Raw genomic sequence first — 15,108 nt, 5'->3', positions numbered from 1 at the left:
TCGCCAGTGGATACGACGCGGCAGGCAGTTTCTTGCATCCGTGATACGCCTCTATCAATTCTCTGGCGGATTCAGTTAAATCCATTCACGTTTAGATTTAGTAACTAAAAAACTCTGTAAGTTTTCTAGTTTTGCAACCTGCCGTGAGTAGGGTGTGCCTCCAACAACTGCTCTATTGCGCGGCGTGCGGTTGCGCTTTCCTCCAGCGCCCCCTGCATCCGATTCAACATACCAGTCGAAGTATTTGAGATGTCCAGCCTTGATGAGGTTGCTTCAGCCATTGGGCCGAGGACTGGGTCATCTGATCCAAGAAATTGTTGCCAGTTCTCAGAAAGCCATGCAGCTCGTGTGCGCCCGTCTTCGTCTCCCAAACCTGAGAACAGCTTGTATGCAGCGTCGTGATAACCCGCATTGATGTTCGCCTGTGCTCTTAAGCTGTCGGCGGAATCGCCCGCTACCCCACCGAGGTGTGCGAGGGCCGCACGCGGCTGAGACAGGCCCAGGGATATTTGGGCGAGCAATACTTTTCTTTGTCGTGTCACAGGTGTGCCGGTCTGTGTTGAAAGAAATTTGTTAGCTTCTGCAAAAAACCCAAGATTTGCCAACCGTTGAGCCAGTGCATCTGTGGTTTTCGTAGACATGACGCTGCCTCGCTCGGCAATCGCGGGAAATGCGTGCTTCAGGAAAGTTGCGTCGTTGGCATTTTGGGCGAGAAGAAAAAGTAGTGTGGAGTAAAGCGTTTCAGCATCTGAAATGCTTCCACTTGGCCGCATAAGCTGAAAAACATCGAAGGCTGAATCAAACTGGTTAGACTTTGCCAATGCCAATACATGGGTGCTTTGTAACTGCTCGCCGAGAGGGTCGTTGCGCATCTCGATCGCATAAGCTTCGACCAAGGTGGCGATGTCTTCGTCGATCTCAATTTCTGCGTCTAGCTGAGTGTTCACGTATCGGATGAGTGCTTCGGCGGATTGTTGATCATTAGACGCAACAATGGCTTCGAGCCTGCCTTGTGCCGCTTCAACGTCCCCCCTGGTTAGTTCTATGTCTGCCTTGGCCAGTTCAGCGGCACTGGGCAATGGTTCCACGGTGCGCTCCAGTCCGCGCAATGCCGCAGCCGCTGCAACTTCATCGCCATACTTCAGCAGCTTCCTGCTTAACGCAGGCGCGAGGAAGTTGCGCAAATGTATTGGTAAACTGCTCAACGCCAGAAGCGCAGCACTGCTGTCAACGGATGAAGATGGTCGCAAGTTCTGAGCTGACAGGATAGCCCATAGTGCAACATCCGAGTCGCAATCGGTGAAGTTCCCAAGATAGTTTTCCGCCTGCGCCGATCCAAACTCCATGACATCAGCAATGTCGACGAGTGCTCTGTTTGCAGGTGCCAAATCGGCATCCATTAACAACACTTGCTTCGCCTCAGCACCGAAACCGAAATGAAGATAAAGTCGCGCCAGTTCAACGGCAACGTTCTTGTCAATCTTGTCAAACTCGGAAAATAGGGCGCCTCTTAGTAAGGAAATTGATGTCGCAAAGCTGGTCGTGCCTCCCCAATCCTGAACGCGCACTTCTACGGGGTCGATGCACTGCATGCCGAGTGTTGTGGATGTATCCCGGACTTCTGTATTTGGCACATCGCTGCTGGATGTTATGCGTAGATTACCGCTTGGCGGCCCAGTTTGTTCTTCTTCAAACGCCTGTATTGACGAATTGAATATACTTGTGTCGATCTGCGGACGTTGTTGTCGTTGGGGCACGGTTACACTCAGATCGCTCGGTCGCAGAATGCCCGTGGTCGCGGCAAAACCAATCCTGTTAGCGAGCTGTTCCTGCGCTTTTTGGAGGCTGCTCACCTCAGTTGTACTAGGTGCTTCACTCAGCAGGAATGTTGGCGCTTCCTCAGCTACGGGTGCGTCCAAACTGGAAGAGAGATTACTGACAGGTAACTCATTTCTAGGTTGATCTGGTGTAAACCGCAGTTGTGTTGAACCTACGAACTGCAACGAGGACAATCCAATGTTCTGGTTTTTGTCAGTTGATCCAGTTGTAAGCGCGCTGACATCAACCACGAGCATTGAGCCAGAGCGGAAGACTTCTGCCTGACACTCGCATCCGTACTTTATGTCCAGCGACGTTGTATCTCCATCAACGGCGCTGACGTAAGTCTGATCGATGCGATCAAATACGCGAGAGATATCAAAACCGTCGGTATGGCCAGTAATTGTGACAGTGATGCCCGTAGCCGTCTTTTCAAGCGACCACTTCTTTTCTTTGGGAACGTCCAGAACAAGCCTGGCAAATGTATCATGCGCACCTGAGCGAACTGGAATTTCCGCGCTGTAGGCAGTCCCAGCCACTAAGGTGAACAAGACAAACAGTCTGAAGGTCAACGTCATGCCGCGTTCTGTTTTACAGATTTCAATGCGTCTTCCAGATCCGAAAACGAGGGTCGGCAGTGCGACGGCGTATTCTGACGCCCAACCTCAATACAGATGTTGGTTGCGTGATTGTGTAGATTCGCCACAAGCACTTCGCGGATAAGCTGATAGAAATGGCTGTCCTCTTCGACAACAGCTTTTACTTTTGCTGCAAACGGCCCCACGAGACCATATGCTAGAAAAACACCAAGGAAGGTACCAACAAGCGCCCCACCGATCAGCTTGCCCAGTATTTCCGGTGGTTGATCAATGGATGCCATCGTCTTGATCACACCGAGAACCGCCGCAACAATCCCGAGAGCAGGCAAACCATCCGCCACTGTTTGCAACGCGTGGCTTGAATGGAGCGCATGGTGCATGTTTGTCTCCATTCGCTTTTCAAGTACCTCTTCCACCTGATGAGGGTCATCGTAGTTCATGGATGCCGAGCGCATTGTATCGCATATGAGTGCCGTCGCTTCCCCATCCGCTACTATCTTGGGATAGCGAGAGAAGATGGACGAACCCTCTGGGTCTTCAATGTGCTCTTCTATTGCGACCGGGTTTTGGCGTGCCAATCTGATTAACTCAAACAACAGGCAGAGTAATTCCTTGTAGTCTTCGTGCGTCCATTTCGGACCTTTGAATACTTTTCCCAAGTCTTTGATAGTGTGTTTGATCTCGGACATGGAATTGCTGATTAGGAAGGCCCCTACTGCCGCGCCAATGATCATTGTCATCTCGAACGGCAATGACTTGAGAATAATTCCCATCTTCCCACCAGCAGCCAAGTAGCCACCGAATACCATCACAAAGATGGTTACAATGCCAATAATCCCGATCACTTCACGATTCCCTCAATGCGTTTGACCATGACGATTGCAGACTGCGGTTAATAAAGCTTCACGCAGAGTCAGTTTTTGGGTGCGCGCGCATTTCGCCCTGCCAGGATTGCGCTAATCGAATAAGCGGACTCTGGCGTTAGCCCAGCCATTACTTTTGCTGCTATCTCTGGTCGCATGCGTCCAAGAAACCCGGCTGCAAACGCTGGTTCCATTGTTCCAAACAATGCGGCTGCCTCTTTTGGTTTCATATTTTCATAAACTACAGTCAATTTCGACAGATCATCTTCTGCGGCGGTTTGTGCGATAGATAATGTTTGACGCAACCGTTGCTCCGCATTTTCTAATGCAAAAAGGCGCCTTTCGATCTCAACTTGTGCGACATCCAACGCCTTAGAACGCGCCGCAAGTTCACCTTCAAGTTCATTCACTCTGGCCTCGCGCGCGCGCAATGCATCCAGCAAGGATTTAACGTCCGTTTCCCGTTCTTCGAGCGGCTCTGAGGTTATGGGTTGAGCGGCCAATGGAAGAGAGAAACCATCTTCCGGGTCTACCTCGGCAAGCGCTGAATTGGCGCCTATGCCGATGCGTATCACGGCCGATCCTGCAAGCAAGGCAGCCAACAACGTGATTGAACCACGGTTGGTGAAGGAAGACTTTTTCTTGGTTTTCATTTTCCCCCTCCCACGGTTCGGCGGGTAAAGACTGGCTCACTTGGCTCGACCGGAGCACTGGATACTTTTTCGGGTTCTTTTGTTTCCGGAACGTCGTGCAGAGCAGCCATTTGCAATTCGAGCCGCCGCGCTATTTCTGCAGCACGCTGCGTTGTATCGCTCAGAGCTTCGGCGGATTCTGCGGCCGTTTTTTGTGCGACCTCAAGTGTCCTTGTCAGATCGTCGACCTGCGCGGAAAGGACGGCTACAGCGCCGCCCACTCCTTTTTCAAGATCGTTGAACCGCTTAAGTCGGCGGCCCAGAACGAAGCAATAAAACCCGGCGCCCAATGCGCCCGCTACTAGCAAGATATCAGCTACGAGATCCATTCATTCACCATTAGCTTAATACGAATTCCATGATGAGCAGGTCGTTGACCCGCCCTGGTCCGGCGACAATCTGCACGCGTCGCAACATTTGAGCACGCAATCTGGTCAGCGCCGCGGGGCTTTCTATGTCCGCGGTTTCAATCGCGCGTAGATAGCCGTTCAAAACGTCAACAACGCGCGGAAGCAGAGATTCGACATCGGACGCATATTGTGATGGTACCTCCAACTGCGCCCTGAAGCGCAGATGACGGCTGTGAGAGTTGGGCGCCAGCGATATTACCATCGGCTCAACCGGGACAAACGCTACGTCAGGCAGATCTGCTGGCGATGACTTGTCCAATTCAGGCTGAACACTTGATTCGGGCGCTAAAATCAGACCCGCGAATGTTGCAAAGAAGCCGCCGCCAGCGCCGAGAAGCAGCGCAACAACACCCATAATCAAAGGCATCTTCGAAGGTTTCTTGACTTCCTCATCAGTATCGACGGCTGCGTCTGTCATCTGGATCCTACTCAAAAATGATCGAAAACAGATTTGCCACAGATCAACTAACCGATTGTTAAGGCTGTTCAGCCATTGCTGTCTCAAAGTCGAGCAGAACGCGCGACATGACGGAGACAAACGTGCAGCAGTTACTGAATGTCTGGATGGGCCTGGATATCAAGCGCCAAATCACTGTCGTCGCGGCGACGGTTGCAATGTTCCTTGCAATACTTGCGATGTCACGAATCGTGACGGCGCCTACAATGACTCTGCTGTATGCCGGATTGGAGAATGGGGCAGCTGGTGAAGTGGTGAGATCGCTTGAACAACGCGGTATTCCATTTGAAGTGCGCGGCGGATCCATTTTTGTTGATGCGCAAGATCGGGATCAACTTCGGCTCACTCTGGCAAGTGAAGGATTACCGGCAAACAACAGCCGTGGATATGAATTGCTGGATAATCTGTCCGGCTTTGGCACCACCTCGCAAATGTTTGATGCAGCATATTGGCGCGCGAAAGAAGGCGAGCTGGCACGCACAATTGTCTCGAGCCCTCACGTGGGAATGGCGCGTGTTCATATCGCCTCAACAGGATCCAACCCGTTTCAACGCAGCGTCACGCCTACAGCTTCCGTCGCAATCACCTCCAACGGTGGGCAGCTCACGACACAGCAAGCCAAAGCAATTCGGTTCCTGGTTGCATCTGCCGTGGCCGGGCTGTCCGCGGAAGATGTCGCCGTGATTGATGCAAACGGTGCTTTGATTGGCGCAAGCGACGATTCCGCACCTGCTGCAGGTTCAGAAGACAAGGAAAAAATGCTTCGCGAGCGTGTGGAGCGGTTGCTAGAGGCGCGCGTTGGCCCGGGAAACGCGGTGGTTGAGGTCAGTGTCGAAACCGTCACAGAAACAGAAGAGATTCGGGAACGCCGGTTTGATCCGCAGGAACGTGTGGTGATCAGCACGGACACTGAAGAACGTTCAAGTACCTCCAGCGAAGCCGCTGGAGGAGATGTGACTGTTGCCTCCAATCTACCGGATGGAGATGGCGCTGGAGGAGACAGCGCATCATCACAGAACTCAGAAACTCGCGAGCGCATCAACTACGAAGTTTCCGAAACCGAGCGAGCTATTGTTAAAGCTGCCGGTGCAATTCGGCGTGTCACGGTCGCCGTGCTCGTCAACGAGACAGTTGCTGATGCAGAGGGCGGCACTCAAACAACTCAGCGATCGGCAGATGAATTGAATGCGCTGCGCGAACTAGTCGCTTCCGCCGTCGGTTTTAATGAGGACCGCGGCGATGTCATCACAATTAAGGCAATGGAACTACAATCAGTTGTGCCCCAAGGTACTGTCGCGGAAACATCAGTTTTCGACGACTTCTACATTGATGTGATGTCCGGAATTCAGATGACAATCTTGGCCATTGTAGCCCTAATACTTGGGCTTTTTGTCGTCAGACCCGTTCTATCACGTGCGCCATCGTCGCTGCCGGATAGTTTGCCGGCACCTTTGCCGGAAGACACCATGGATACACCGGTGATCGCCAATTCTTTGGATGCCTCTTCTATCGAGGACATCAGCATCGACCGCGCTTCGGACAAGTTGCCAGATCTGTCTTCACTTGATCATGCACCGGCCGCTACAACAGTGGAGCATGTACAGGCAGATCCGGTTGATCGCCTTCGATCGATGATTGGTGAACGCCAAGAAGAAACAGTCGAAATACTGAGAAGCTGGCTCGAAGAGGAGCGCGCATAATGACCGCGTCGCACCTGTTCCAAGACTTTGGGGACATCCAGTCCTCGCAGCATTCTCGGCAAGACATTCCGATTGAAGACATCGAGGACCAAAAGCTTGAAGCCTTTGAAAAAGGTTACCAAGCGGGTTGGGAGGACGCAGTAGCAGCCCAGACTGAAACACGCTCATTCGTTTCGAGCGGTTTGGCTAACAGCCTGCAGAACGCTTCGTTTGAATATCACGAGTTGCGCGCGACGTTGAACGCGTCAGTTGAGGCAATTATGGGTAGCGTTGTTGGCATTGTGCTGCCTCAAATCGCACATGCAAGCCTCGGCGCGCATGTGCGCGAAGAAGTGTCGGCATTGGCACGAAAAAGCTTGGATCGAAATATCGAGATTGCGGTCGCGCCAGAAACTGAGCCTGCGGTCCGTGCTGCACTCCAGGAAGATCTTCCCACGCCTTTTGTCCTGACAACGGACAAGTTGCTGGCACCGACCCAAGTGATCTTGAGGCTGGACCGTAGCGAGGCAGAGCTGCACTTGGACCGTGCCATCGCGGATATTTCTGCAGCAGTTGCATCGTTTTTTGAAAACAATCCGAACGAGGTGAAAGATGGCTGAAACTCCTTCAAAGAAAGCTCTTGCATCCGATACGCACAATCCCTTCACAGCGGTCCCGATTGAAATAACAGTATCTGTCGGGCAGGCTCGCCCATTGGTTCGCGACTTGGTGATGCTTGGCTCCAACGCTGTTCTCACACTTGACAAGCGCGTTGATGACCCCGTCGATTTATTTGTCGGGAACAAGTTAATCGCGAGAGGCACGCTGGAGGAAGCTGACGGCGACGACGAAGGCCAGTTGGTTGTACGGCTGACGGAAATACTTGATCTTGGTGCGGGCCTGTAGACGAATGGTCGGGCGCGCCCTCCTCATCCTACTTTTGCTTTTTTTTCCAGTCGCTGCAGGTGCGCAGGATGTTTCCATCTCGCTTGGAGACGATACATCTCTGAGTGCAAGGACACTGCAGCTGATTGCCTTGATCACAGTCTTGAGCCTTGCTCCGGGCCTCGCAATCATGGTTACCTGCTTTCCATTTCTGGTGACAGTGTTATCCATCCTTCGCCAAGCGATTGGACTGCAACAATCCCCTCCAAATATGCTGATTGTCAGTCTGGCCCTCTTCCTGACGTATTTCATTATGGAGCCAGTCTTTTCCGAAGCGTGGGCAAATGGTTTGGGACCGCTGGTGAACGAACAAATTGATCCTGGCGTCGCATTTGTGCGTACGCTTGAACCATTTCGTGCATTTATGGCAGCTCGACTTGATGCCGATACGTTTGCTGCAATGTCCGATCTGCGACCCGATACGCAAGGTGTCGCCCTCGAACCGGACGCGCCTTTATCAGTATTGATCCCGAGCTTTTTGCTGTCGGAGATATCCCGTGCATTTCAGATTGGTTTTTTGATCTTCCTGCCATTTTTGATTATTGATCTCGTTGCCGCAGCTGTCCTGATGAGTATGGGGATGATGATGGTTCCTCCTGCGATTGTCTCTTTGCCCTTCAAGTTAGCGTTTTTTGTCATTGCAGATGGTTGGGAGCTCATCGCTGGTAGTCTAGTCCGGAGCTACTTCTAGTTTCCAACCCCATTGCTGCTTTAAAACATTTACGTGAAATAGGCATTCAGCCTGACTGAATAATATTATCAGACTTCATTGATTTTGGTATTGCGGCATGATCCACCGGCCAAAAGCGGGCGGTGATATGGGCAACCTTTTCTGGCTGATCGATAAGCAGATGGCGCGTTTGGAGCTCTATTTCTCGAAGCCCATGGCAGACTACGTGTAGATGACAAGCGTGTCTTGAACGGCATTATCCTCTTCGATCGCAATGGCTTACGTTTGCGCTATGCACCTATAGACTGTGGGGGCCACAAGACCCTATACAAGCGCTGGAGCGAGAAAAATGTCTTTGCCCAAATCGTGACAGGCTTGGCCGCCAAGCACGGCGAGGAAAAAAAGATCGTGATTGATGCACCCTATCTTGCGACACACCGCACCGCGACCAGTATGGGCGTCAAAAGGGGCGCGTGGGCACCTGATGGACGCACCAAGGGCGGCAGGAACACGAAGCTCCATGCCGTCTGTGAAAGTCATGGCCACTGGATCAGCGTCTTCGTCACGGCGTGACAGGTCAGCGACTACACCAGTGCGTGAGCATTGCTGAGCAGCTTACCGAGCGAGACTGGCTACTTGGGGATCATTGCCACGACGCCGACTGGTTCCGTGAGGCCCTGCAGGACAAGGCATACGTCCCTGCATCCCCGGTCGAAACTCTCGGGCGAAAACTGCGCGATATGACAAGCGAAGGTATAAGCGACGCAATCGTATCGAGATCATGTTTGGCCGATTGAAAGACTGGCGGCGGGTTTCAACTCGATACAACCACTGTCCCAAGGCCTTCCTCTCCAAAATCGCCCTCGCGGCTACCATCATCCGTTGGGTGTGAGGCCCGAATTTAAGGGGTTTTTTGCAAGCCTGATGCGTTTTGGAAGAGTCAGCTCGTTGGACTCTTGACGTCATTTTCTTCTAGCAAACCGGCGCACCAAATACTGCAATGTGCCGTGGTGGTGTGTTGGACTTCAAAGAAAGGCGGCCTGCCTCCAAGTAGCCTGTGTCAAGTGCAAGGGGCGGGCCGCACACTCTCGTGTCGCGGCCCCATGGCTTTTATCAAGACGCTTGGAGCGTCTTTGGGTTCAATGCCAATCGTCGTGACACTCCCAAGTCGCACCCGCTTGTTTCTGCATCTCGATCATAGACATGTCGGAAAAAACAGCCTGCTTGTAGGAGCCTGAAATCGCGTCAGGCGCATTGTCGCTTGAGAAAATCATTTCACCGGCGGGCGCAAGGCCAGTCTCTGTGGCATCCATAACGGATCTTTCGTCGCTGATCTCGACGTCAGAGACCTTTTCACCTGCTTCTTGCAAGAAGACAAACCTGTCTGCTCCACCATCCTCGCCTCGTGTGTCGAGGCCTCGACCACCATTGCTTTCATCAGCTCCGTCGCTGTCCAGACCAATCACAATGTTGGGGGCATCATCTTGCCCGATTGTTCTAATGGACGTGCCAGACCCGGCACCAAGCTCAAGCCAAACTTCATCTGTGTTGTAGTCCACCGTGATAGTGGCGCCGCGTCCGCCCAGACCTGTCACATCGAAGCTGCCCAAGCTACCGACAATCTCATCCGCGCTCATGAGCATGTACGTGCCATTGTCAATATAAGCTTGAGTCAGATCCACGGCCAAGTCCAGGTCGCCCAATTCGATGCGGGAAGTCACATTCGGGTTGTCTCCAAACGCGCCAGATCGGAATTCAGCGATACGGCCCAGACCCGATGCGTCGCTGGCAATCGTCAAATCAGCCCCCGCATCAAAGCGGATCACACCCAGATCGCCATCGTCGTCGTCAAAGCCGACCAACGCGTCGGCACCATCGATCACAAGTTCACCGTTCCCGCCAACCGTGTAAATTCCGCCGTCAGCACTCAGGATTGCCTGGCCACTTTCGATAACAAGGTCGACATTGCCGCTAACCAAACCCGTATTGGCAAATCGCCCGCCATCTTGTGTGACGCTCAGGACGCCTTGGCTTGAATAACCTCCCAGCCAGACTTGACCGGCGGCGGTAATGTCAATCTCGGCACCCGATGCACCGGATGTGGCCTGCCCGGTAACCGTCAGCCGACCGCTTGAAAGCTCAAGACGACCATTGTCACCCATGTCGAGCGAAGAAATGATTTGAGTGCCCCCATAGATCACGAGATTACCGCCAAGATCGACGCTGTCGCCCGCAACGCTGCCCGCGATGTCGCCACTGTCCCAATTCAGGCGGTTGTCCCAACGCACACCGTCGCCCCGTTCATCAGGGATAAAACGCACTTCACGGGCGTCGGCGCGGTTGTCCGGAAGAATACCAAAAGCCGCCTGGAAAAAGGCATTGAGTTCGTCTGCCGTGACTTCGTTGACCTGGATCCATTGTACTAGGTCATCGGTGGTCGCATTGGGGTCGTTGAGGAGCATGCGAGCCAAGTTATTCATGGTCGTCTGATCCAGAACATCTCGATCAAGGCCATCCACGTTTCGCTCATGAGACTCTTCGCGGTCATACAGGACGTCTTCGCCACTGAACCAATTGTAGACGACGGTGTCGTCAAAGAACGCAGCCCGCTGATTGTTCAGCCCACCGTTGTTGTAGAAGTGACTGTCGAGTTCCCAAGGGGCTTCAGGATCGGTCAAATGGGCCACGATGTTTCCGATCAGGGCCGTTTGATATCCTTGATTGTCGATCCCCAATGACAAGGCACCCGCCGTTACCGCGTCGCGATACCCTGCATCCGTCACCACGTTGCCTTGGACGAGGGAGTAGTGCCCGATTGGTCCACCGTCGCCCCCACCGAGCACATTGAGCATGGCATTGTTATCAAAGAACAGGTTGTCTTCGACGAAGCCACCGGTTCGAATTTGAGCGCCAAAGGATGCGGCCTGACCCATGATGTTGTCACGGAAAGTGACATCAAGGTTGTCATTCTGAACGTACACGGCGTGGCTGAACATGCCGGGCGCTTGCGGAGAGTCCGCACTGCGGTCGTATGCGTAGCCGTCTTCCCAGCCAATCTCGGTAAAGCGCGTGCCTTCGATCAAAAGGCCGACGCCACCTTGGGCATAGATGCCTTGAACCCGGTCATCGAATGCGTGCCAGGTACCACCGTGCACCGGTTCGTCAGGGTTCAGGTTATAGAAGTTGGAGTCGCGCAGTGTGAAGCTGTCAACGTTCTGTACAACAAGCGCGCCTTCCTCGGTGCCGGTGACGGAATCGAAGATCACGTTGTTGCTTTGATCGCCAGGACCAGCCACCAGAACAGTATCCACGAAGTGCAGATCGTGGACGACTATATTGCTGAAATCATTGGCGATAAAGTAAATGTCGCCCTCTATGACCGGCTGTGCGCCTTCGCCATAGGAAGTGATAACGATAGGGTGCAGCGGGCTTTCGCCCTGCATGCCGCGGGTAGAGATGTCTTCACCGCGCGATTGATAGGTATACCCGGCCTCGAAACGCAGCCAGTTGGACGATGGCTCGGACCCTGTGCCGACCAGCTCCCCCCAAAGCATCATGGCGGCATCCATGTCCAACGCCGTATCCGCGCTCGACCCGTATTGAGGGTTGTCTGCCAGCCATTGTGCGTTGATCTGCCATGTCTGCAGCCCTTCTGCAGACGCAATGTCGGCAATACTCAGAGCGTCGGATGACCCGGTGACATAAACTTCGCGGTGGTTGTCGCCTGTTTCGATGACCAATTCACTGTCATCATCGGTTTCCAGCATGTAGTGGTTGGCGCCGGTTGCCCAACCGGCGGCTTGACTGCCCTGCACAACATTCATCGAAATGGTCTGCTGCGAGGTTGCGCCACTTGCATCGGTCACCTCGATAGTAAAATCGAGGGAACCGGTGTAATCCGTTTCGGTCATCACCAGCGCCAGAGAATTGTCTGGATTGACCGTCAGCCGACCGTGGTCGGGACTATCAATGATTGAAATCGACTGTGCTGTGTCGAAGTTCTCTGGTTGCAATGTTGTAGTGCGGCCGCCAGAGATTTCAGCGGTCGTTTGCGTTGTAACTGTCAGCGGCATCGGTGCCTCTTTTCGTATCCAAGCCAATCCCTTAGCGACCGGCAAAAGTGTCCCGGGGGCTTGCAAAGGCAAACCCCGATTTCCTGCACACCGCGTCGACATCAGCCGGCGATGCGCTGTTTTCTGTCAGATACTGCTCTGACCCTACGTTAACCGTTACTACTCAAACGTGCTTTTTTTAGTTCGAGATTGTGGCTGTAATACGGCACTGAATGGTCCGGGCAAGCCGACGTTGCCTCACGACGGATGAAGTCGCACAGTTTCGGCGAGGTTTTGCTAATTAGTGGGCCTCAAGGCCGAATTCTGCCGCAATTCAGGTCGAATCCGTATCCGTATGGCGCGGATTTTCGCCCAACTTTCCTGCGATCAGGTTGGCGAGCTGCGCTGCTTCTTGTGCTACGTCGAAGTCGGCAGCGACCACGGAAGGGCCAGCTGCACCCATACGCGCGCGCAGAGCGCTGTCGACAATGATGGTTTCTAAATGGCGGCGAAGGGTCTGGACGTCTCCCGGTGGGGCGATAAGTCCGGTTTCCCCGTGCCGGACCAGCTCGCCAACTCCGGCCACTTGAGTGGTCACCACCGGGCGTGCGCTTGCAAGGGCCTCCATCAGGATCACGGGCAGACCTTCGGAGAAACTGGGCAAGACCAGTACATCATGATCTGCAAGCACCTGTGCGACGCCAGCCTGATCCAGATAACCGGTAAAGCGAACACGATCACCGAACCGTGCTGCGGCGACTTCCAGTTTGGCCCGATCCTGACCGTCACCCACCATTGTCAGCGTTACACCTGTATGGGTAGGCATCAGATCGTCCAACGCCTCGAACAGCACGTGGACCCCTTTTTCGGGATCAAGGCGTCCAACAAAAAGCAGACGACACCCATCTGCGTTCTGTGGCAAGGCAGGAGCATCGGCATAGAGGATGGGATCCACACCGCAATGGATGATGCGGAACCGATCCCAGTGGGTCTGATCAACAAACAGCATCAGTTGCGAACGTGCAAAGTGACTGATCACGGCGACAAACGCAGCATTCTCGGCCTTTGCACCCAACTTAAGTCCTTCGGGTTCAAAGAGGTCAACAGGACCATGCAGGGTGAACGAGTAGGGCACGCCGGTCAGCTCTTTGGTCAGCAGGGCGACCATGGTGCCGTTGGTGGCAAAGTGGCTGTGGATATGGCCGATGCCCTTCTGGTCAACGAAATCAGCCATAAGCGTTGCTTCCAGAAAATAGATCATCTGGTAGAGCATCGACTTCAGGCCAGGATTGCGCAGGCGCCACGCGGTGCGCAAAGCAGTAAAATAACGCGCTGGTTCTTTAAAGAGCCGCAGTTGCGCTTGGAGAAGCCTCAAGGGGTTCTTAGCCTCGCGCAGTAGATAATGGGTCGAGGCTGCTGCTGCACGCCCCTCTGCGCCGCTATGCTGGCTTTCCGCGGTTTCGCGCACGGACACCGTATGAATTTCAGCGCCCAAGTCCCGCAAGGCTGCGATTTCCCGCTCGATGAACGTTAGTGAAACGAGCGGATAAAGCCCGGTCAGATATGCAATACGGGGCAAGGCAAGGGCCTTCGATGCCATGGCGTGATCCTTCAATGGCACGATGCGCTCTGCTTAGTTCCACCCAAACCGCTTTTCCAATCCCAGGAAAAGCGTGTTGGCGTCGCGATCGGCACTGCCTGTCTCAATGATGCGAACGGTAGAAAACTGCCCCACTAAATCCCAATCCTGGGCCAAGTCGTGTCGATAAGTCAGATCAAGCCCGACGCGGCGCGTGTCGCTTGCCCCGACACCTTCTTCATCAGCATCGCGGAGGGAAAACAACACATCCAAACTGCTTCGGGATGTGAGCTGCTGGTTCAGGTTGAGACTGAGCACCGAGTTGATCGTTTCCACGTTGTCACGCGTAGTCGTCGGCGTCTGAGAGAGGTCGGCCGTGAATGTGGCGCGCGGCATCTGGTATTCCCAGTTCAAACCAAAAAGAGGCCGGGTGCCAAGTTCGTCGGCACGAGACAGGCCAATCGAATAGCCGAAGCCGCCGCGCGGCAGCTCGAGCGTACGTTGAAATTGCACAGTCGTGCGGCGACCATTGACATCAATGGGGCTGTCTAAAACCAATCCGGCCGTGCCATTGGGACGGGTCCAGGTGAGCTCTCCATCGGCGAAGATACCGTCAGTACGGGTTGTCGTGGTGCCAGATTGCTCAGTCTCTTGCCAGCCCAGCGCAAAGTGTCCTGCAAGGGTTGATGTGATGTCCGAGCGCAGTTCACCGCCCAATCGAACCGACTGTGTGTCGAGGGCACCGGCCCCTTTCTCATCAAAATCCGACAGGCTGCCAATGAGACCCACAGTTGTTGTCTGATCCATTGCAGCCGTAACCGAGAAGCTCAGATCGGTCACATCTGCATCCAAAAGAGAGGGGTCGTCGGTATCCTCATAGGTTATGCTGGTTTGTGACAAGCGGTAACTGGCGCCCAAGGGGCTATCAATTCCAAAGGCACCTTCCAGCTCGAACCGGGTACTGCGGCGGTTGCCGCCGTCGAAGGTGTCAAAATCTACGCTTTCCGCGCTCTCGCCCGTTGCAAAACTTGTGCTGTCCAGCTCAGCATTTTCCAAGGTCACGCCAAGCCCGATGCGTGACCGTCCGACATCCCGGTCCCAACGAAGCCGCGCGTCCGAGTTTTCCACCGTCTCATCGGTGTCCTCACCAAAAACCAGATCGCCGCCTAGTCCTAAGGTAAACGTATCGATGGATGTGCGCCGTTCGAGTGAGAAATCCAGACGTGTACGGCTGATCAGACGGCTGTCTCCGGTGACACCCAAGTCAGGATTGTCGGACCATTCCAAGCCACTGCGAAGATCGAGAAACATACGTTGAGCGCTCTCAGGCAGCTCCTGGGCCTG

12 protein-coding genes and 1 pseudogene are annotated in these 15,108 nt (G+C 53.9%); 5 read left to right on the top strand and 8 right to left on the bottom strand.

Features of this window, described 5'->3' with window-relative positions; all coding sequences use genetic code 11:
* Positions 1-125 precede the first annotated feature (125 nt).
* The 5 genes from AC53L6_RS05205 to AC53L6_RS05185 form a co-directional block, all read right to left on the bottom strand.
* Complete coding sequence (locus tag AC53L6_RS05205; protein ID WP_496907059.1) at positions 126-2,396, bottom strand: hypothetical protein; 2,271 nt, start codon at positions 2,394-2,396, stop codon at positions 126-128.
* Complete coding sequence (gene motA / locus AC53L6_RS05200) at positions 2,393-3,262, bottom strand: flagellar motor stator protein MotA (protein ID WP_496907058.1); 870 nt, start codon at positions 3,260-3,262, stop codon at positions 2,393-2,395. The genes AC53L6_RS05205 and motA overlap by 4 nt, the downstream gene beginning before the upstream one ends.
* 68 nt (positions 3,263-3,330) lie before the next feature.
* A complete protein-coding gene (locus AC53L6_RS05195) occupies positions 3,331-3,933 on the bottom strand; it encodes a MotE family protein (protein ID WP_496907057.1) in 603 nt (200 codons plus the stop codon).
* Positions 3,930-4,301 (bottom strand): hypothetical protein, encoded by a 372-nt coding sequence (locus tag AC53L6_RS05190; RefSeq protein ID WP_496907056.1) that lies wholly within the window; start codon positions 4,299-4,301, stop codon positions 3,930-3,932. Before AC53L6_RS05190 ends, AC53L6_RS05195 begins: the two co-directional genes overlap by 4 nt.
* Before the next feature lie 10 nt (positions 4,302-4,311).
* On the bottom strand, positions 4,312-4,800 hold the full coding sequence (locus AC53L6_RS05185) for a flagellar basal body-associated FliL family protein (RefSeq protein WP_496907055.1): 489 nt from the start codon (positions 4,798-4,800) through the stop codon (positions 4,312-4,314).
* A 122-nt stretch (positions 4,801-4,922) separates the two neighbouring features.
* Between AC53L6_RS05185 and fliF the strand changes: the two genes are divergently transcribed.
* The 5 genes and pseudogenes from fliF to AC53L6_RS05160 all read left to right on the top strand — a co-directional run bounded on the left by fliF (position 4,923) and on the right by AC53L6_RS05160 (position 9,025).
* The gene (gene fliF, locus AC53L6_RS05180; RefSeq protein WP_496907054.1) at positions 4,923-6,539 is read left to right on the top strand and encodes a flagellar basal-body MS-ring/collar protein FliF; all 1,617 of its coding nucleotides are present in this window, start codon (positions 4,923-4,925) and stop codon (positions 6,537-6,539) included.
* On the top strand, positions 6,539-7,138 hold the full coding sequence (locus AC53L6_RS05175; RefSeq protein ID WP_299749536.1) for a FliH/SctL family protein: 600 nt from the start codon (positions 6,539-6,541) through the stop codon (positions 7,136-7,138). The genes fliF and AC53L6_RS05175 overlap by 1 nt, the downstream gene beginning before the upstream one ends.
* Complete coding sequence (locus tag AC53L6_RS05170) at positions 7,131-7,424, top strand: FliM/FliN family flagellar motor switch protein (RefSeq protein WP_299204224.1); 294 nt, start codon at positions 7,131-7,133, stop codon at positions 7,422-7,424. The genes AC53L6_RS05175 and AC53L6_RS05170 overlap by 8 nt, the downstream gene beginning before the upstream one ends.
* 4 nt (positions 7,425-7,428) lie before the next feature.
* A complete protein-coding gene (gene fliP, locus AC53L6_RS05165) occupies positions 7,429-8,154 on the top strand; it encodes a flagellar type III secretion system pore protein FliP (protein ID WP_299601367.1) in 726 nt (241 codons plus the stop codon).
* A gap of 127 nt (positions 8,155-8,281) precedes the next feature.
* Positions 8,282-9,025: pseudogene (locus AC53L6_RS05160) on the top strand (IS5 family transposase).
* Between the two features lie 247 nt (positions 9,026-9,272).
* On the opposite strand, the gene AC53L6_RS05155 reads toward AC53L6_RS05160, so the two are convergent.
* The 3 genes from AC53L6_RS05155 to AC53L6_RS05145 all read right to left on the bottom strand — a co-directional run bounded on the left by AC53L6_RS05155 (position 9,273) and on the right by AC53L6_RS05145 (position 15,075).
* On the bottom strand, positions 9,273-12,206 hold the full coding sequence (locus AC53L6_RS05155; protein WP_496907053.1) for an Ig-like domain-containing protein: 2,934 nt from the start codon (positions 12,204-12,206) through the stop codon (positions 9,273-9,275).
* 313 nt (positions 12,207-12,519) lie between these two features.
* Positions 12,520-13,785 (bottom strand): glycosyltransferase family 4 protein, encoded by a 1,266-nt coding sequence (locus tag AC53L6_RS05150; RefSeq protein WP_496907052.1) that lies wholly within the window; start codon positions 13,783-13,785, stop codon positions 12,520-12,522.
* A 33-nt stretch (positions 13,786-13,818) separates the two neighbouring features.
* On the bottom strand, positions 13,819-15,075 hold the full coding sequence (locus AC53L6_RS05145) for a hypothetical protein (protein WP_496907051.1): 1,257 nt from the start codon (positions 15,073-15,075) through the stop codon (positions 13,819-13,821).
* Between the last annotated feature and the right edge of the window lie 33 nt (positions 15,076-15,108).

The organism is Tateyamaria sp. LSS28 (genome assembly GCF_059611725.1).
Note: the sequence above shows the minus strand (reverse complement) of the source record. Positions and strands in the feature narration are given on the sequence as shown.